This window comes from Aliarcobacter trophiarum LMG 25534 (genome assembly GCF_003355515.1).
GTDB lineage: Bacteria > Campylobacterota > Campylobacteria > Campylobacterales > Arcobacteraceae > Aliarcobacter > Aliarcobacter trophiarum.
In genome coordinates, this window is sequence record NZ_CP031367.1 from 179,869 (window position 1) to 197,151 (window position 17,283).

21 protein-coding genes are annotated in these 17,283 nt (G+C 27.6%); 3 read left to right on the forward strand and 18 right to left on the reverse strand.

Translation table 11 applies throughout. From position 1 onward, the window contains the following. Window positions 1-20 precede the first annotated feature (20 nt). The 8 genes from ATR_RS00950 to ATR_RS00985 are packed head-to-tail and all read right to left on the reverse strand — an operon-like array spanning window position 21 to window position 6,126. Window positions 21-1,934 (reverse strand): flagellar hook-associated protein FlgK, encoded by a 1,914-nt coding sequence (locus tag ATR_RS00950; RefSeq protein WP_115427635.1) that lies wholly within the window; start codon window positions 1,932-1,934, stop codon window positions 21-23. 56 nt (window positions 1,935-1,990) lie between these two features. Next, complete coding sequence (locus ATR_RS00955; RefSeq protein ID WP_115429380.1) at window positions 1,991-2,698, reverse strand: flagellar basal body L-ring protein FlgH; 708 nt, start codon at window positions 2,696-2,698, stop codon at window positions 1,991-1,993. Further along, a complete protein-coding gene (locus ATR_RS00960; protein WP_115427636.1) occupies window positions 2,698-3,129 on the reverse strand; it encodes a hypothetical protein in 432 nt (143 codons plus the stop codon). Before ATR_RS00960 ends, ATR_RS00955 begins: the two co-directional genes overlap by 1 nt. A 6-nt stretch (window positions 3,130-3,135) precedes the next feature. After that, on the reverse strand, window positions 3,136-3,663 hold the full coding sequence (locus tag ATR_RS00965; RefSeq protein ID WP_115427637.1) for a flagellar basal body-associated FliL family protein: 528 nt from the start codon (window positions 3,661-3,663) through the stop codon (window positions 3,136-3,138). 3 nt (window positions 3,664-3,666) lie between these two features. Continuing rightward, window positions 3,667-4,158 carry a hypothetical protein gene (locus ATR_RS00970; protein ID WP_115427638.1) on the reverse strand — a complete coding sequence of 164 codons (492 nt, stop codon included), beginning with the start codon at window positions 4,156-4,158 and terminating at the stop codon, window positions 3,667-3,669. Then, the gene (locus ATR_RS00975) at window positions 4,155-4,565 is read right to left on the reverse strand and encodes a hypothetical protein (RefSeq protein ID WP_115427639.1); all 411 of its coding nucleotides are present in this window, start codon (window positions 4,563-4,565) and stop codon (window positions 4,155-4,157) included. The genes ATR_RS00970 and ATR_RS00975 overlap by 4 nt, the downstream gene beginning before the upstream one ends. After that, entirely contained in the window at window positions 4,566-4,826 is a 261-nt protein-coding gene (locus ATR_RS00980; RefSeq protein WP_115427640.1) for a flagellar biosynthetic protein FliQ, read from the reverse strand. It abuts the gene before it with no gap. A 1-nt stretch (window position 4,827) separates the two neighbouring features. Then, window positions 4,828-6,126: a hypothetical protein gene (locus tag ATR_RS00985; protein WP_115427641.1), complete on the reverse strand. Its 1,299-nt coding sequence runs from the start codon at window positions 6,124-6,126 to the stop codon at window positions 4,828-4,830. A 97-nt stretch (window positions 6,127-6,223) separates the two neighbouring features. On the opposite strand from ATR_RS00985, the gene ATR_RS00990 reads away from it, so the two are divergent. Then, complete coding sequence (locus tag ATR_RS00990) at window positions 6,224-7,273, forward strand: flagellar basal body P-ring protein FlgI (RefSeq protein ID WP_115427642.1); 1,050 nt, start codon at window positions 6,224-6,226, stop codon at window positions 7,271-7,273. A gap of 4 nt (window positions 7,274-7,277) precedes the next feature. Next, entirely contained in the window at window positions 7,278-8,393 is a 1,116-nt protein-coding gene (fliM, locus tag ATR_RS00995) for a flagellar motor switch protein FliM (protein WP_115427643.1), read from the forward strand. Window positions 8,394-8,400: 7 nt separating this feature from the next. Here the strand turns inward: fliM and pyrC are convergent, their stop codons facing one another. From pyrC to ATR_RS01010, 3 genes are read right to left on the reverse strand one after another with little or no spacing between them, the layout of a single operon-like run. Beyond that, window positions 8,401-9,429, reverse strand: coding sequence for a dihydroorotase (gene pyrC, locus ATR_RS01000; RefSeq protein WP_115427644.1), 1,029 nt, complete (start codon window positions 9,427-9,429; stop codon window positions 8,401-8,403). Continuing rightward, complete coding sequence (locus ATR_RS01005; protein WP_115427645.1) at window positions 9,429-9,767, reverse strand: P-II family nitrogen regulator; 339 nt, start codon at window positions 9,765-9,767, stop codon at window positions 9,429-9,431. The genes pyrC and ATR_RS01005 overlap by 1 nt, the downstream gene beginning before the upstream one ends. Before the next feature lie 58 nt (window positions 9,768-9,825). Next, on the reverse strand, window positions 9,826-11,010 hold the full coding sequence (locus ATR_RS01010; RefSeq protein ID WP_228254239.1) for an ammonium transporter: 1,185 nt from the start codon (window positions 11,008-11,010) through the stop codon (window positions 9,826-9,828). Window positions 11,011-11,227: 217 nt separating this feature from the next. Between ATR_RS01010 and ATR_RS01015 the strand changes: the two genes are divergently transcribed. Continuing rightward, complete coding sequence (locus ATR_RS01015) at window positions 11,228-13,156, forward strand: ankyrin repeat domain-containing protein (protein ID WP_115427646.1); 1,929 nt, start codon at window positions 11,228-11,230, stop codon at window positions 13,154-13,156. Between the two features lie 11 nt (window positions 13,157-13,167). On the opposite strand, the gene ATR_RS01020 is transcribed toward ATR_RS01015, so the two are convergent. The 7 genes from ATR_RS01020 to ATR_RS01050 all read right to left on the reverse strand — a co-directional run bounded on the left by ATR_RS01020 (window position 13,168) and on the right by ATR_RS01050 (window position 17,270). Then, complete coding sequence (locus tag ATR_RS01020) at window positions 13,168-13,644, reverse strand: ankyrin repeat domain-containing protein (protein WP_164966706.1); 477 nt, start codon at window positions 13,642-13,644, stop codon at window positions 13,168-13,170. A gap of 136 nt (window positions 13,645-13,780) precedes the next feature. Beyond that, window positions 13,781-15,031 (reverse strand): arsenic transporter, encoded by a 1,251-nt coding sequence (locus ATR_RS01025; RefSeq protein WP_115427648.1) that lies wholly within the window; start codon window positions 15,029-15,031, stop codon window positions 13,781-13,783. Further along, window positions 15,032-15,334, reverse strand: a complete 303-nt coding sequence (locus ATR_RS01030) for an ArsR/SmtB family transcription factor (RefSeq protein ID WP_115427649.1) — start codon at window positions 15,332-15,334, stop codon at window positions 15,032-15,034. Between the two features lie 2 nt (window positions 15,335-15,336). Next, window positions 15,337-15,570 (reverse strand): thioredoxin family protein, encoded by a 234-nt coding sequence (locus ATR_RS01035; RefSeq protein WP_115427650.1) that lies wholly within the window; start codon window positions 15,568-15,570, stop codon window positions 15,337-15,339. A gap of 8 nt (window positions 15,571-15,578) precedes the next feature. Further along, window positions 15,579-15,905, reverse strand: coding sequence for a YnfA family protein (locus ATR_RS01040; protein ID WP_115427651.1), 327 nt, complete (start codon window positions 15,903-15,905; stop codon window positions 15,579-15,581). Between the two features lie 2 nt (window positions 15,906-15,907). Further along, window positions 15,908-16,873: a permease gene (locus ATR_RS01045; protein WP_115427652.1), complete on the reverse strand. Its 966-nt coding sequence runs from the start codon at window positions 16,871-16,873 to the stop codon at window positions 15,908-15,910. Further along, window positions 16,866-17,270, reverse strand: a complete 405-nt coding sequence (locus ATR_RS01050) for an arsenate reductase ArsC (RefSeq protein WP_115427653.1) — start codon at window positions 17,268-17,270, stop codon at window positions 16,866-16,868. The genes ATR_RS01045 and ATR_RS01050 overlap by 8 nt, the downstream gene beginning before the upstream one ends. Between the last annotated feature and the right edge of the window lie 13 nt (window positions 17,271-17,283).

Below are 17,283 nucleotides of genomic sequence, written 5' to 3' on the forward strand. Positions count from 1 at the left end.
TTTAACTCCTTATATTAAGATTATCTCTTCATTCCCAGAAGAGTTTGTATCATTTCATTTACTGATGTAATCACTTGAGCATTTGCTGTAAATGCTGCTTGAAATTTCATTAAATCTAACATCTCATCATCTGGATTTACTTTTACTACATCATTATATGAAGTTCCTAGATTCTGAGCTATAGAGTCTTGTATCTCATATGAGTAACTTGCCTCTTCTTTTTGTGATGATATCCCAACTTTTAGATTTCTATAGAATTCTACGAAAGAAGTTGCATTTTTATCATTTGGGTTTTGAGGGCCACCTTTAAAAGATAAATCAGTTTTCCATTGAATATTTGCTAAATAGTCAAGATTTTGTTGGCTTAAATCATTTACTGCATTTTTATTAAATTTTAAACTCATTACTCCAGAACCTGTAAAAAGGTTTGTATTTACAATATCTCCACCATTTGGGGGAAATGGTGCAGTATTGTGTGCATCACTCGCATTTTGACCATAAATATATTCATTCTCTCCAACTCTTATATAAGAAGAGTAAACATCTGAAAGTGTTTGAGCAAACTCATCTAGTGTATTTAGATAGTTTTGAAACTTATTATTTGGGTTAGATGTTGATAAATTTTCAACTTGAGCTTTTATGCTTCCACTAGTTAGTTTTAGCTCTTGGTCTAATATTTTTAAAACTGTATCAGTTTGGGCTATTTTGCTCTCTTTTTCATTTTTGTAAATTACTTCTCTACTGTCAGTGTTTGCACCTGTTTTTCTAGTAACACTAAAGTTTCCAGAAAAATCATTATCAACACCAGCTAGATTTGATTCAATTCTCAAATAGTTGTCACTATTTGGATACATTGGAACTTTTTTACCATTTGCATCAACTGTATATTCACCATTATGAGCAGTTACAAGTTTACTCATATTTGGGTCTTGATTTATCTTTACCATAAATGCTCTAGTTATATTATCATTATCAACTATCATGGTACTATCTGGAGTATTTGGGTCATTATCCCAATCTCCTGTTAAAGTCTCTCCAATTGTAACACTTACAGAGAACTCTTGATTTAACTTATATGTAATAACATCATCAGCATCATAAGGTGCTTTTGGTGTAAAATCTGCGTTATATTTTAAAGAGTCAAAAACAGTGCTTGAACCATCTGGATTTTGTCTAATATGATTGAATTTATCTACTTGATTTGTCAATATATCTTCTATTTCTATCTCTTTGTGAAATATATTATTTGAAACGGCAGTAACTCCACCAATTTTTATCTCATAAAAACCTTTGTCTCTATTTATATCAACATCTACATATTTTGATAGTTGAAGTTCTAATAAATCTCTTTTATCAAGTAAATCGTTTACAGATGGGTCATATTTTTCAATTTTGACATTAATATCTGCTATCTCTTTTAAAATAGCATTTACCTCTTTTATATCTGTTTTAAGTTCAGTTTTCTCAATTTGTGCTTGTTTTTGAACACTTGTATATAAGTTTTGTAAACTTTCAACAATAACTGAGCCTTGAGTTTTCATATAACTTCTGTAAACTTCAGAATTGGGGTTTGTTCTTAAGTTTTCTATAGATTGAAAATATCTATTTAAATCTACAGAGAAACCACTACTATCAGTCTCTGTGAATACTCTTTCAACTCCACCTAGCATATTTGATAATTTATCATAATAGTTTGCTTTAGTGCTTTCTTGCATAAACTTGTCATACATATATTGAGATGTTACTCTACCAATTCCATCAAAGCTAACGCCTTGACCTGTTACATGAACACCATTTAGTCTAATCTCACTTAAATCTGCAACTCTCTTTTTATAACCAACAGTATTTTTATTTGCTTGGTTGTTACTTACATTCTCAATTGCATATTTAGAAGCATTTAATCCTGTTTGTGAAACATATAATGTTGAAAACATACTTTGCTCCTTTATCTAATCTCTAAAATTATTACATTACATTTCTTAATACTAGTTTAAAATGGCCATATTGCTCTTAAAATTTTTGTACCCCATGGAACTTGCATTAAATCAGCTTCAGCACCATCTTTTTTGTAAAGCATTTTAAGGTTTGCAATTTGCGAAGAGTTGACTGAATTATCAGAGCTAATATCATAAGGTCTTATAACTCCTGTTATTATAATCTCTTGCTTTTGTCCATCAATAATAACCTCTTTATTCCCTTTTATAAAATAGTTCCCATTTTGGTAAGTTTCATCTATAATTGCTGAAATTTTTGTATCAAAGTTCTCTTTTACTTCAGTTTTTACTTTTCCTTTATCACTATCATGGCTTTGAGTATTAAAGTTTACACCAAGTACAGAGTTTGCTTTATCAGTTACATTACTAACTGTGCTATTTAGAGGATTACCACCTATAGATGCAAAAGCTCCACCGCCAAAATCATTTTTTCTATCGCTTGTTAGTTCTCTTTTATTATCACTTTTTTGAGTAAGACCTTCACTAATTACTATTTGTATTATATCCCCAACTTGTAAATCTTTTTTATCTGCAAAAAGAGATGTTCCTTGAACTGAATATAAAGAGCCTTTGTTTTTTCTTACAACTGGTGGTTCTTTTGTTACTTGTTGTGGTGGTTTTGTAAAGTCAATTTTTGGGTCTGTTAGAGTGCCACAAGATGTGAATAATAAAGAGAGTATAAACAAAAATAAAATATTTTTCATCATAATTTACCTTTTAAAATATTTTCTAAATCAACAACTACTACAATCTCTTTGAAACTTTTTTTTGTAAGTGCCATAGCTCCATATCGAATATTTATTGCATCTATATTTGTATTTGGATTTAAAACATAAACAACTTTATTTTTTACAATTTTTATATCGTTTATATTGTTTTGTCCTATTAAATCTACTACTTTTTCAACCTCTATTAGAATAAGCCTTTGAGCATCTAATCTCTCTTTTTCTATTTTCTCTTTCTCTAATTGAAGAGCTATTTTTTCACTCTCTTTTGCTTTTTCAATCTCTAAAGAGAGAAGGTTTTCCTCTTTTATTAAAAGAGATATATATATGATACCTAAAAAAAGTGTAGCAATAAAAACTATTTTTATAATCTTTGAGTTACTATTTCTTTTTTTAACTTTTACTATCATTGTCTTTTATTTTATTACAAATGTTGTAAAAAGGATATTGCTAACAACATTTGAATTTGTTTTTGTAACAAAATTTATTACATTGTTAATTTCCCCTATTAGCTCATCCTTTAAAAGGTTTTTCCCACCAACAGTTAGTAACTCTTCAGAACTTCTTGAACTAATTTGTGTAATCACAACATCAGTTATTTCTGCTAAGTAGTCTTGTACAATTTTATCAATTGTTGGATCACTACTTCTAATAGAGAAAGATAGTTTCATAATCTTTTCTCTACCTTTTGAGTCTGTAAGATTTAATACTAGCTCATTTACATCTGCTTTGAATTTTGCTTCAGCATTAGAAAGTGAAGGAGTAGATTTTACAACTTCTTCTGTATTTCCACTTGAATTTTGGTTGCTACTTGAAATTTTATTTAATAAAAAGTATGTTCCTCCCGCAACTGCCATAATAAGAATAATAATAAGCACTAATAAAACTATTAGTAAGCCTTTTCCATCTGATGATTTTTTTACAACTTCAGTATCTTCTGCCATTTCTTAGTCCCTTTTTTGTTTGTCTTTATTGTATCTTTCTAATTTTTGAATTAATCTTGATGAGTTTTCTACACTCATAGTTTTCATAATATTTGATATGTTTGCTTCCTTTAAACGGATGATTATATCAAAAACATCTTCAATTTTCCCTTCTAGTATCATTTGGTCTAAAATATCAGCAGCAACTTTTGCCTTCATAAGCTCAAAAACTCTGATAGACTTTTTTACAATTTCAGCTCTAATATCTTTTAAAGTTTCATCATTTTTCTCATATAATCTTTTTATCTCTGCTTTTTCTTGCTCAATTTTTGTAAGAATATCTTCAATCTCTTTCTTCTGTCTTTGGTACTCTTGCTCTTTTTCGTTATAAAAGTTATTTAACTCATTTTTTAACTCTAAAACTTCCATTTTCTGTTTTGTCAATGAACTGCTTGTCTCAATCGCTGCATTTAAAGTTAATGAAAAAGCTATTAATAGTAAAATTTTATTTATCAATTTTTTCCTTTAATATATTTACTTTGAATAAATTCTTCGCTTTCCAAAAGTTCAAAGTGTAAAGCATCTTTTCTCTTCTGCTCTTTCTCTTCATCTAAAATAAATTTATACTGTTCGCTCTCTTTTTGTAGCTCTATAATATCTATAAAAATCTCATCTATTTTTTTTAATAGTTGATTTTTTTTATTTAAGAGATTTTTTATCTCAAATCTTAGGCTATCTTTATGCATAGCTAAAACCATAAAATCTGAAATAGAGCCTAATTTCTCAACAGTTGCAGTATTTATTCTATGATTTAACTCTCCCATTTTTTCATCTATTGTATAAACTTCTTGTTCTAAGCTAGATTTTTCTATTAGTTTTTGTTCTGTTTGTGTCTTTTTAAGATTGTATAATTTCTTTATCATCTAGTTACCAAATATTAAAATCATATTCCATAGCTCAATTGCAAAAGTCTCAATATGCTCTCCAACCCAAGGAAGTGTAAATAAAATAAATGCTGAAACAAATATCATCTTTGGTACAAAAGATAGTGCAGCATCATTTACTTGAGTAACAGCAGAAAATATTGAAATGATAAGTCCAATAATCATGCTAACTAAAAGAGATGGTAAACCAATTAATAAAATTATTTTAACTGTGTTTTGAGCAATTGCCAGTAAATCCATATTAATCTTTTATTTTTATTGTGATTTCTAAGGTTTTATTATTTAATAATTTTGATATCAAATTAGCTATATCATCTACATTTGAACTGCTAATATCAATATTACTATTAGAACTTTGTATTTGCTGTGGTTCTATTTTATTTTGAGTAGTAATTTGACTGTTTGATATGTCTGAACCACCTAATGCTTCAATTAAATCTTGTTCGTTTAAACTGTCTAACTCCAAAAACTCATCATTCATATCTTCTCCTTTTTTACTAGTAACTTCTTCTTTACTTTCTAAATCGTTTGAGTTTACTATTTCAACATCTTTTTCTTTTAAATCTTCCTCTATAGTCTCTTCTTTTAGATTGTCAATTATAGCTATATTTTCATCTTTATTATATTGAATATCTTCGAAATTTTTATCAAAATCAAAACCTTCGAATGTTTCTACTAAATCCAAATTACAACTATCTTCTTTGAAATCTATATTTTTATCATCATCTTGTAAAACTATATTTCTAGGGGCTACACTATTTTCATTTTCACTAATAATTGAGATATTAGGGAAAATCTCATCCAAAAAGTTTGTATCTTCAAAAGTTTCACCAACAAATTCATAATCATCTTCATCATTAATAGCAGCATTTAATATATCTTGTAATAAATCTTCATCACTTTTTGAGTCATCATTTAAAATGGAGTCATCATCATAATCAAAAGATACATTATTTAAACCAAAATTATCATCAAAATCTTCTAAATTAGAGATAATTTTACTATCATCTTTTGGCATTTCAAACTCTTTTGTTGTATCTACTTCTATTAAATTGTCAAGCTCATTTATATTTATTCCAACAGGTTCTTCTAAAATAGAGTTATTAATATTCTTACTGTTTTCTTGTTCTTTACTCTCTAAAAATGATGCTAATTCATTATCTAATAGTAAATCTTCATTTTTTATTTCTAAGCTTTTATCTTTAATCTCGATAGCTTTTTTCTCATATTTCTTAATTATATAATTTGGTATCTCATCTAGCTTATCAATTGATAAATCATTCACTCCATATTGAAGAAGAAAATCTTCTTCAATGCCATCTTTTTGCTTTAGGAATTTAAATTTACTTTTTTTGATAATTTTATCTTCATCAATTAGAAAAATATCATTTGGATTAATAGTTATCTTTTCTTTTAGGCTATCAATATTTGGCAAATCTTCAATTTTAATATCTTCTAAAATAGTCTCTATTTTTGAATTTGTTAAAATCTTTTGAATCTCTTTTTTAAAGTTTTGATTTCCGTAGATAAAAATATTCAATATCTTTGCCCTATATAATTTAAAATTTTGCTTTGATTATACCTTTTTTTATTAAATTTTCGATAAAATAAAAACTAAAAATTTATGAAGGATTTTTTTGAAAATTTTTATTACTATCTCTTTACTTATTTGTTCTTTATATTCTCAAACTATTAAAGATATTTCAAATGTTATTGGAATACGAGATAACCAGCTTATTGGTTATGGACTAATTGTTGGACTTGCTGGAACTGGTGATAAATCAAAGTTTACAATGCAAAGTTTACAAAATTTGCTTACAAACTCATATATAAAAATTCCTGCTGGTTCAATAAACTCAAAAAATATCGCTGCTGTTATGGTAACAGCTGATTTACCACCTTTTTCAAGACAAGGAGATAAGATAAAAGTTACAATCTCTACAATAGGAGATGCAAAATCTATAGATTTTGGAGAGCTTTTAATGACACAATTAAAGGGAGTTGATGGGAATGTATATGCGGTTGCACAAGGTACAGTTGTAGCGAATACAAATAATAAAACAACAGGATTTATCTATGATGGGGCTACTGTTGAAAATGAGATAGAGTATGAACTACAACATGAAAAATCAATTCAATTAAGTTTATATAAAAACTCTGCAAGAAATGCTGATTTGATAGAGAAAAAAATAAATGAAACATTTGGGCAGAAATTGGCAATTGCACTTGACACTAGAACTATAGAGGTTCAAAAACCAAATAATATGTCAATTGTAAGTTTTATCTCAAAAGTTGAAAATATAGAGTTAGATTCTACATTTAGAAAAAAATTAATAATAGATGTAAATAGAGAGTCTATTGTTGCAGGTGGGGATATTGTTATTTCACCAGTTGTTATAGCAAGGGATAGCTTTACTATTAGAATTGATAAATCAGGACTAGGAGAGGTGGATTGGAATAACCCATCTATAAATAAAGGTGTTGATATTGGTGATAATGTAAGAATTGCAGATAAACCAGTTGTAGATATAAATAATGCTATGATAAATACAAAAAAAGAGCCAACTGTAGCTGATTTGGTTCGTTCTATGAAGGTTATGAAAGTACCTATGAGTGAGATTATTGATACTCTTAAGATGATAAAAGAGATGGGTGCTATTGATGTTGATATTGAGTTAAGGGGATAAAAATATGGCAGAGTTTTTAAGTCAAGATGAGATAGATGCTCTTTTGGATATTGCTGAACAAGGCGATGATATTGATGGTACAAATCCCCTTGATAAATTTACAGCAAAAGAGAAAAACTACTCAATATATGACTTTAAAAAGCCAAATAGAGTAACGTTAGATCAGCTGAAGGCCCTTACAACGATGCATGATAAAATGCTAAGAGAGTTTACAAATGATTTAAGTTCAATGCTTAGAAAAGTTGTAGATGTCAAGTTAACATCTATTGAGCAGATGACTTATGGGGAGTTTATATTATCTATTCCTCAGGTAACTTCACTTAGTACACTATCTATGAAACCACTTGATGGAAGAATAGTAATTGAGTGTAATCCTACAATCTCACACAAAGTAATTGCAGATTTACTAGGAAGTGGTGCAGTTAATACTATGGATAACCTTGATAGAGAATTAACAGAAATAGAGATAAAAGTTCTTGAACACTTTTATAAAATGTTTATTAAAATTTTATATAAGACATGGAGTGATGTTTCTAGCTTAAACTTTAAAATAGAATCAAGTGATACAAATGCAAATGCTATTCAGATAGTTTCAGATCATGATATTGTTCTTTTGGTTGTTTTTGAGATAACAATAGATGAGGATTCAGGATTTTTATCTATTTGTTATCCTATATCTTATATAGAGCCTCTTTTAAATAAAATTGTTGATAAGATTTTTAGTGAAGGTAAAAATAAAAAATTAAGTCGTAAACAAGATATAAAAACTTTAATTTCTGGTGCAAGAATGAAAATAGAACCAATAATGGCAGAGACAGAAATGACCGCTTTAGAGATATTAAATTTAAAAGAGGGAGATGTTATTGTATTTAATAAAAATGCAGAATCTTCTGATAGTATAGTATATATAAATAAAAAAGAGAAGTTTTCGGCTGTTTGTGGGATTTTAAATAATAGAAAAGCTATTGAAATTAGATCAAATCTTGATAAAGAGAAACAAGAAACACTAGAGACTCTTAGACTTATGCGAGAAGAGAGAGAACAAAAAGCAAAAGAGAATGCTGAAAATATAAAGAAGTTAATAAGCGAAAGAAAAAGTTCGAATTTCTCAATAGGCTAAATTTAGCCTATTTTTCAATACTATCTATACTCCAAAGTAGAGTCTTTCCTGCATACATTGGAATAACTTTTTCCTCTTTATATTCATAAATATTTGGAACTATAAAATCTTTTTTTATTAATTTTATAGATTTTTTATTTAGATTTAAACCATAAATTTTTTGTGCATTATTTGATATAAAATCATTTAAGTTTTCTAAAGCATTATGTTTTTCAAAAAGCTCTACTAAAACTTGAAGAGCAATAGGTGATGTAAAAACTCCAGCTGCACATCCGCAACACTCTTTTTTATGTTTTGGATGCGGAGCTGAGTCGCTTCCAAACATAAGTTTTGGATGAGCCTTTAATGCGGCATTTAAAAGAGCCTCTCTATCTTCTGGTCTTTTTGCTATAGGTTTACAAAATAGATGAGGATCTAGCATTCCACCTGCTACATCATCAAGAGTTATTAAAAGGTGATGTAAAGTCACAGTTGCATAAAGATTTGGATATTTATCAAGAAGATTTATTGCATCCTTTGTTGTTATATGCTCCATAATTATCTTTAAGTTTGGAAAATTTATAGCTAAACTTTCATAAATTGGCATAAACTCTTTTTCTCTATCCATTACAAAACCATTTGTCTCTCCGTGAATACAAAGTGGAATATTTAGTTTGCTCATATTTTCTAAGGTAGTTCTTAACACTTCTATATCCATAGATGAAACTCCTGTTTGAGAGTTTGTAGTAATTCCTGCTGGATATAGTTTTATTCCAATAATTTCATCTTTTATACTTTGTAAAAATTCAAAAGTGTAATTGTTTTGAAAAAATAGTGTCATAAAAGGGATAAAATTATCGTCTTTACTAGCTTGTATAATTCTTTGTTTGTAAGCTAATAAATCCTCTTTTGTAGTAATTGGAGGAACTAAGTTAGGCATAACTAAAGCTCCACTAAAGCTATTTGATGTAAGTGGAGCTACAAGTTTTAACATATCCCCATCTCTTAAATGCAAGTGCATATCTAAAGCTTGATTTATGATAAATGTATTTACCATTAAATAGCCTCCTCATCTTGCTCACAAGTTCTTATTCTAATAATCTTTTCAATTGAAGATACAAATATTTTACCATCTCCAATATTTCCAGTTTTAGCAGAATCAATAATAACAGCAATTACTTTATCTAGGTCTTCATCTGCAATTATTAACTCGATTTTTATTTTTGGTAAGAAGTCAACAATATACTCAGCACCTCTATAAAGTTCACTATGTCCTTGTTGTCTTCCATATCCTTTTACATCAGATACAGTCATACCAGCAACTCCAATTTGCACTAGAGCAGCTTTTACATCTTCAAATTTAAATGGTTTAATTATAGCCTCTATTTTTTTCAATATTAATCCTTTCTTTAGTTCAATTATTTTAACAAAAGTTTATTAAACTAATATTATATTAGAATGCCCGTCTAAACTCTGGATAAGCTTCTAATCCGCACTCTTTAACATCTAGTCCTTGTAACTCATCATCTTTTTTTGCTCTAATAGGTACTAATTTATTTAATATAAATAATAGTATAAAAGAGATAGGAAATACAAAAAGCCCAACGAATATAACTCCTTTTACTTGGTCAAAAAAAGAGATATTACTAACAAAAACACCAACTGCTAATGTTCCCCAAATTCCATTTATTAAATGTACAGATAAAGCTCCAACTGGGTCATCTATTCTAAATCTATCAAATGTAAAGACACCAATAACAACAAGCACTCCACCAATTGCACCAATAATTACAGCATGATATATACTCATCAAATCAGCTCCAGCTGTGATAGAAACTAAACCACCTAAACCGCCATTTAAAATCATTGTAATATCAAATTTTTTATACATTATGTACATCATAATAGCTACTGCAATTGCGCCTGCAAAACCAGCAGCATTTGTATTTAGTATTACTAAAGATACTAAATTTGCTTTATCTTTTGTTACTATTGTACCTACACTTCCACCATTAAAACCAAACCAACCAATCCATAAAAGTAAAGCACCAAGAGTTACTAAAGGTATATTAGAAGCAGGTATAATTCTAATTCCACCATCTTTAGTATATCTTCCATTTCTAGCTCCGATTAATATTAAGGCAGCCAATAAAGCCCAACCACCTGTGCTGTGGATAATTGTAGAACCAGCCAAATCATGCATAGATGAGATATCTAAGATAGTATCTTTTAGGAAATTTGATCCCCAAGTAAAATTAACTACTAATGGATATAGGATTGTAGCCATAATAAGTGTGAAAATAGCTATTGGTACAACCTTTGCTCTTTCACTAATACCACCACTCATAATGTTCATAGCTTTTCCAACAAAAGCCATTTGAAATAAAACAGTTGCATAGTTTATGTTTTTATCGTTTAATCCTTCACCAAATGCTAAAGAATAGCCAATAAGTAGAAAACATAATGATGCAATTGCAAAAATGAGAATATTTATAACTAAGACAGCACTAACATTTTTTGTTCTAACAATTCCAGCTTCTAGCATAGCAAAGCCTGGATACATAAAAACAACTAAAGTCATTGCAAACAGTACGTAGAGTGTGTCAATAATATATGACATTTCAGACATTGTTTCCATAAAGTAGTCCCTTAGAGAGTAAAATCTCCAGCGCTGGACGGGAAGTATTTTACCACATAAAATATTAAATGAATATAAAAAAATCTTTATTTATGCTTAAGTATTAAAAATTTGCAAAATATTAATAAATTATGAGTATAATAGTAACATGGCTTCTAATTAATATTTTAATTATTATAGTTGTTATATAATAAAGAAAATTTAGGAAGTTTATTAAATGATAGGACTTTTAAAAAGCAAAAAATACTCAAAAGATAACTTAATAAAAGAGCTTTTAAATCCTCTTTTAAATATAGAAAATTTGAATAAAATTTATAATAACTCAAAAATAGATCTTAATTCTTTATTAATAAAAGATGAACCTATATTACTTAGTTGTTGTAAAAAAGATTTATATAGCTCGTGCCTATGGTTACTAGAAAATAAAATAGATATTGAATTAGAAAATAGCTTAAAAGAGAGTGCAATTTTTTATGCAATATATTCAAAAGATATTAAACTTCTTGAAACTTTAATAGATTTTGGAGCCAACTTAAACCACTTAAATATTAAAAATAGAACAGTTCTTCAAGAGTCAATTCATAATGCAAATAAAAAAATAGTAAGATTCTTAATACAAAAGATAAACTCTTTTACAAACTGTGATATTAATGGAAACAATGTACTTTTTGATGCAATAATTAGTGGAAATATTAATATTATAAAAAAATTGGTATCTTTGCAAAAAATTGATTTAAACCACAAAAATATAGCTGGAAATACTATATTGCATCTTGAAAACTGCTATAAGAATATAGATTTGGCTCTTTATTTATTAAATCAAGGAGCTGACCCAACAATTCCTAATAGTAAATCTATTAGCTATTTGTTTTTTGCTGTTACAAAAGGTTTGAGTGCTTTTAATTTTATAAAAAGAGCTAGTGAATTAGGGTTTAATTTAAATCAAAAAAATAGCGAAAATAAAAATATTTTAATGAAAGCAGTTGAACACTTTTTACAAGTTATAAAAACAAATCAAAAAGAGAGCCAATCTGAACTAATAAAAGAGTTAGTACATCAAAATATAAATGTACAGTCTATTGATAACAATAATGAAACAATATTTTTTAATATTACAAGAAGTTTTGATAGAGATTTAATACATTATTTGTTAAATAATTTAGAAAAGCTAAATTTAAATAGGCAAAATATAGATGGTTTGACAGTTTTAACTATTCTAATTTTAAATGGAATTGCAAATATGGATTTAATCAAGCTATATATTGAAAAAGGTGCAAATTTAGAGTTTAAAAATAGAGATAATGTTTGTGTGATTGAAGCTCTTATAAATATTATATTACATTTAGAAAATGAGCAGAACTTAGAGTTGATTTACAAAGAAAATTTAAATCAAAATGCCCAATACAAAGATATATTAGAAGCCTTAACAAAGAATTATAATCTTGATTTTAACAGATTAAATTCAAAGAATGAACCACTATTTTTTGCTAGTTTATTAAATTTCAACTTCTCATTATTTAAGATTATGCGAACTAAAAATCTACAAATTAATGCAACTGATATAGATGGAAATAATATTATTTTTCATCTTTTAGAAAAAGATTTAAGAAATAGAGTTGAAAATCGAAGAGTTTTACTAAATACTATAAAAAATTTAGTTGTTGCTGGAGTTGATATAGATGCCAAAAATGATAAGGGTATTACAGCTTTGGAGTTTGCTATTTTAAATGAAAAAGATGATATTTTAAAACTTCTTTTGGATTTAAGAGCTAATACTAATTTAGTAGATGAAAAAGGTAGAAATATTATTCATATGACAATTTTCAAAGATAAAGAAAAGTATATAAAAACTGTATCTCAATATAATAGTATAATTTTAGATCAAGCAGATAGTTTTGGTACAAAACCAATAAACTATGCTGCTTTTATGGGCAAAAAGAGTGTTGTTTTAGAACTTATTGATTTGGGTGCATCTATAAACAACTCAAACAAAAAGTCACCAAATATTATAGAGTTTTTAAAAAGATATCATAAAAATATTTTGAATTTAACTCTAGGAGTTGATGATTTAAATAGTAGGTCAAATTTAAATAAATTGGCAGAAAATATGATTTTAGAGTTTGAAATAGGTATATCAAAAGAGTAGTTTAATATAAACTACTCTTTTGATTTTAATAAATCTCTTGCACAATTTCCCATAAAATCTTCTAGTTCAATATTTGCACCATTTAATAGTAAAAAATCTTTACACTTTTTCTTATTATATAAAATAGAGTAGATTAGGGCAGAAGTGCCTATTTCATCTTGAATATCAATATCTAAACCGCATTTTAAAAGTATATCTAAAGCTTTAGTATCATCTAAACAAACAGCAAAATTAAGTGCATTTAAATGATAATTTACATTATGACTAACTCTTAAATCAAAAAGAGTTTTAATGTACTCATACTTTTTATTTAATATTGCAAAATACAAAATATTTCTTCCCTTGCAATCTCTATAATTTATATCTAAAATATTTAAACTAAACAATCTAATCAAAGTTTCCCATTCATCATTCTTTATTAAATTGTTAAAAATATCGATAGTTTTACTCAAATCAAGTCTTTTCCCCAAAAGAGTGTTATTGCACAAAGTTTCTCCTTTTATTTTTTGGTTCTTAAAAAAAACCAAGATATATAAATGATAATGAGTATCATAATATACAAAACTTTAAAGTTAATTTAAATTTTTACTGTTTTGATAAGATTTTATAGATAAAAATGGTTCATTATAGAGTTAATAATACAATAAATAAAACTGGTGGAGTAATAATTAATCCAAATTTACTATATTGAGCAAAAGATATTTTTACCCCTTTTTGTGCTAAAACATAAAGCCATAATAAAGTTGCTAAACTTCCAAATGGTGTCATTTTTGGTCCTAAATTACAACCAATAATATTTGCATATATCATAGCCTCATTTCCTATATCTTTTAAAGCTATATCCATTATCATAATTGTTGGCATATTATTCATTATAGCACTTAGAAATGCCGCTATAAAACCTGTTCCTAAAACTGCAACTGTATCATTTTGTTGAGATAAAAGTTTTAAAATAGTGTTTAAATACTCTGTGAGTCCTGCGTTTTTCAATCCATACACAACAATATAAAGTCCAATACTAAACCAAACAACTTGCCATGGAGCATCTTTTATTATCTTTTTTGGCTCAACGGTTTTTACTACTGTTGCAATTAGTAAAAAAACTATTGCTCCACCTAAGGCAAATATAGAGATTGGTAGATTAAAGATATCTCCTATAAAATAGGAAACTAGTAGAAGAGTTAAGAAAAACCAAGAGAAATAAAATAGTTTTAGATTCTTAATAACAGATTTTGGCTCTTTTAACAAAGTTATATCTACACTTTTTGGTATATCTTTTCGCAAAATAATCCATAAAAAGAGTGTAGATATAGCAATACTTACAATAAAAGGAGTAATCATATCAAAGAGATATTTTGCAAATCCAATATTAAAATAGTTTGCTGTTACTATATTTGTAAGATTTGAAAATACAAATGGTAGTGAAGCGCTATCACTTATAAATCCACCAGCAAGTAAAAAAGCAACTATTGTTTTAAGGTTTAAGTTTAATACTCTCATTTTTGCTAAAAGTATTGGAGTTAAAATAAGTGCTGCTCCATCATTTGCAAAAAGTGCTGAGACAAAAGCACCTAATAAAATTGAGTAGATAAACATTTTTATGCCACTTCCATTTGAGAATTTTGCCATTTGTAAGGCTGCCCATTCAAAAAACCCTATCTCATCTAAAACAAGAGACAAAATAATAATTCCAATAAATGCTAAAGTTGCATCCCAAACAATAGAAGTAACATCTAAAACATCACTAAAACTTACAACTCCAAAAATTAAAGCTATAAATGCACCTATAATTGCACTAGTTCCTATTTGCAAACCTTTTGGTTGCCAAATTACAAATATAAGAGTTATTAGAAAAATTGTACTTGAGAGGATCATTTAACAAGCTTTAATAAGTATTGGAGTATCCATATTTAAACTATTAATCTCTTTTAATATTAATTTTTTAAATTCATCTATTTTGCTATTAATACTATAATATGCCCATTTACCCCTTCTTTCTACAGTTAAAAATCCACTATCTCTTAAAATTTTTAAGTGTCTTGAAACTCTTGATTGAATCATAAGAAATGAGCTTTCTATATCACAAACACAAACTTCTCCATTTTTATCTATAAAGTTTAGTAATCTAACTCTTGTTTCATCATTTATTGCTCCACTTAATTGTAAAAAATCTTGCATTTTTATCCTTTAATCAACTCAATAATTTCATCAATAGTTAAAACCTTTCCAGTAGATTTTACAACTTTATCAATTACAAGTGCTGGAGTGCTAATTACATTGTAATTCATAATTTCAACTATATCTTCAACTTTTTCAATCTCATAAAACCCATCTAGTTTTGCAACCGCTTTTTTTGTGTTCTCTTCAAGATTTTTGCACTTTGCACACCCTGTACCTAATATCTCTATTTTCATATCTATCCTTATTTTTGATTTCCAAAAAGTATTATAGAAGCTCCTAAAACTGCTATTAAAGAGCCTATTATATCCCATTTGTTAAAACTCTCTTTTTCAACTAAAACTAACCATACTAGAGAGCTTATAATATAAATTCCACCATAAATTGCATATACTCTTCCTGCATGTTCCACATCAATTTTTGTTAAAATATATGCAAAGAAAATCAAAGAAACAACTCCTAAAAAAAGCCACAAAGAGCTTCTTTCTAGTCTAAAATATGACCAAAAGGCGAAGCATCCTAAGATCTCAAAAAAAGCAGCAATAAAAAAAACTCCTAAATTTCCTAACATTCTTATCCTATTAAGTAGTTAAATATATATCCAGCCATAATAATAGCACAAGTAACTACTCCAAAAAATATCGCTATTAATTTTAAACTTATTACTCTTCTTAAAATCATAGCTTCAGGAAGACTAACCGCAACAACTGCCATCATAAATGATAGTGCTGTTCCCATTAAAACTCCTTTTTGAGTTAAAACTTCAATTAGAGGTAAAATACCAGCTGCATTTGAGTACATAGGAACTGCCATAACAACTGCAACTATTGGTGCATACCAAACATCTCCACCAGCATATTTTTCTATAAATCCAGCTGGAACATATCCATGAATAAATGCACCAATTGCTATACCAATAATTACATATATATATAGTTTTTTAAATATATCTTTTGTATATTCAAAAGACTCTTTTACTTTAGCTTTTAGAGTAGTTTGGCTATTTTCAATACTATTGCAACAGCTATTTAGTGGTTTAACCTCAATTAAAACCTCTTTTTCTAAATTTAAAGCTCCAATTAAAAGTCCAGCACAAATTGCTATAAGTAGTGCAAAACCAATATAAAATAGAGTTATTTTTAAACCAAAAATTGAGAACAACATAGCTATTACAACTGCATCTCCAAGTGGTGCAGAGATTAAGTAGCTAAAAGTAACTCCTAAAGGAATTCTTGCTTGAAGAAAACCTATAAATAGTGGAATTGCACTACAAGAACAAAAAGGTGTTGTCATGCCAAAAAGTGCTGCAAATATATGCCCTACAATTTTATGTTTTCCACTTAAATAGTCTCTTACTTTTTCAACAGGAAGATAGCTTCTTAAAAATGTAACAATATAAATAATAGCTATAATTAAAATAAATATTTTAATAGTATCATATATAAAAAAGTGTAGGGCCTCGCCAAAATGGCTACCTTTTTCAAATCCAAACTTATCAAAAACTAGAATTGCACTTAGATTTACAAGCCAATCAAACATCTAATAGCTCCTTAACTTTTGGAAGTAATATCTCTTCTATCTTATTATATGTATCTATAAATGCATCAAAATCTTTTCCATCTGGATCAGAAAATCCAATATGTATTGTTTTTACTACTTTTGGAAATATTGGACAGTTCTCGTTTGCATGGCTACAAACTGTTACTATTAAATCATATTCATTATTTATTACAGTTTCAAGAGTTTTTGAATAATACTCCTCTTTCCAGATACCTTTTTCTATAAGTAGCTTTTTTGCATTTGGGTTTACTTTACCACTAGCTTTTACTCCACTACTATTTGCAGTAACTCCATTTAATTTAGCATTTATTAACGCTTCCGCGATAATACTTCTACAAGAGTTACCTGTACATAATATCAAAACTTTTTTATCCATTTTATCTCCAATT

Bases quoted from the DNA above. Each gene is read 5' to 3' on its own strand.
- ATR_RS01030 (WP_115427649.1), bottom strand. From the start codon at position 15,334: ATGCAAGATTTTTTACAATTAAGTGGAGCAATAAATGATGAAACAAGA.
- ATR_RS00965 (WP_115427637.1), bottom strand. From the start codon at position 3,663: ATGGCAGAAGATACTGAAGTTGTAAAAAAATCATCAGATGGAAAAGGC.
- fliM (WP_115427643.1), top strand. From the start codon at position 7,278: ATGGCAGAGTTTTTAAGTCAAGATGAGATAGATGCTCTTTTGGATATT.
- ATR_RS01040 (WP_115427651.1), bottom strand. From the start codon at position 15,905: ATGTTAGGAAATTTAGGAGTTTTTTTTATTGCTGCTTTTTTTGAGATC.
- ATR_RS01035 (WP_115427650.1), bottom strand. From the start codon at position 15,570: ATGAAAATAGAGATATTAGGTACAGGGTGTGCAAAGTGCAAAAATCTT.
- ATR_RS00980 (WP_115427640.1), bottom strand. From the start codon at position 4,826: ATGGATTTACTGGCAATTGCTCAAAACACAGTTAAAATAATTTTATTA.
- ATR_RS01025 (WP_115427648.1), bottom strand. From the start codon at position 15,031: ATGATCCTCTCAAGTACAATTTTTCTAATAACTCTTATATTTGTAATT.
- ATR_RS00960 (WP_115427636.1), bottom strand. From the start codon at position 3,129: ATGATAGTAAAAGTTAAAAAAAGAAATAGTAACTCAAAGATTATAAAA.
- pyrC (WP_115427644.1), bottom strand. From the start codon at position 9,429: ATGGTAAATACATTTATCATAAATCAAGCTTTAGATATGCACTTGCAT.
- ATR_RS01050 (WP_115427653.1), bottom strand. From the start codon at position 17,270: ATGGATAAAAAAGTTTTGATATTATGTACAGGTAACTCTTGTAGAAGT.
- ATR_RS01015 (WP_115427646.1), top strand. From the start codon at position 11,228: ATGATAGGACTTTTAAAAAGCAAAAAATACTCAAAAGATAACTTAATA.
- ATR_RS01045 (WP_115427652.1), bottom strand. From the start codon at position 16,873: ATGTTTGATTGGCTTGTAAATCTAAGTGCAATTCTAGTTTTTGATAAG.
- ATR_RS00975 (WP_115427639.1), bottom strand. From the start codon at position 4,565: ATGATAAAGAAATTATACAATCTTAAAAAGACACAAACAGAACAAAAA.
- ATR_RS00950 (WP_115427635.1), bottom strand. From the start codon at position 1,934: ATGTTTTCAACATTATATGTTTCACAAACAGGATTAAATGCTTCTAAA.
- ATR_RS01010 (WP_228254239.1), bottom strand. From the start codon at position 11,010: ATGGAAACAATGTCTGAAATGTCATATATTATTGACACACTCTACGTA.
- ATR_RS00955 (WP_115429380.1), bottom strand. From the start codon at position 2,698: ATGAAAAATATTTTATTTTTGTTTATACTCTCTTTATTATTCACATCT.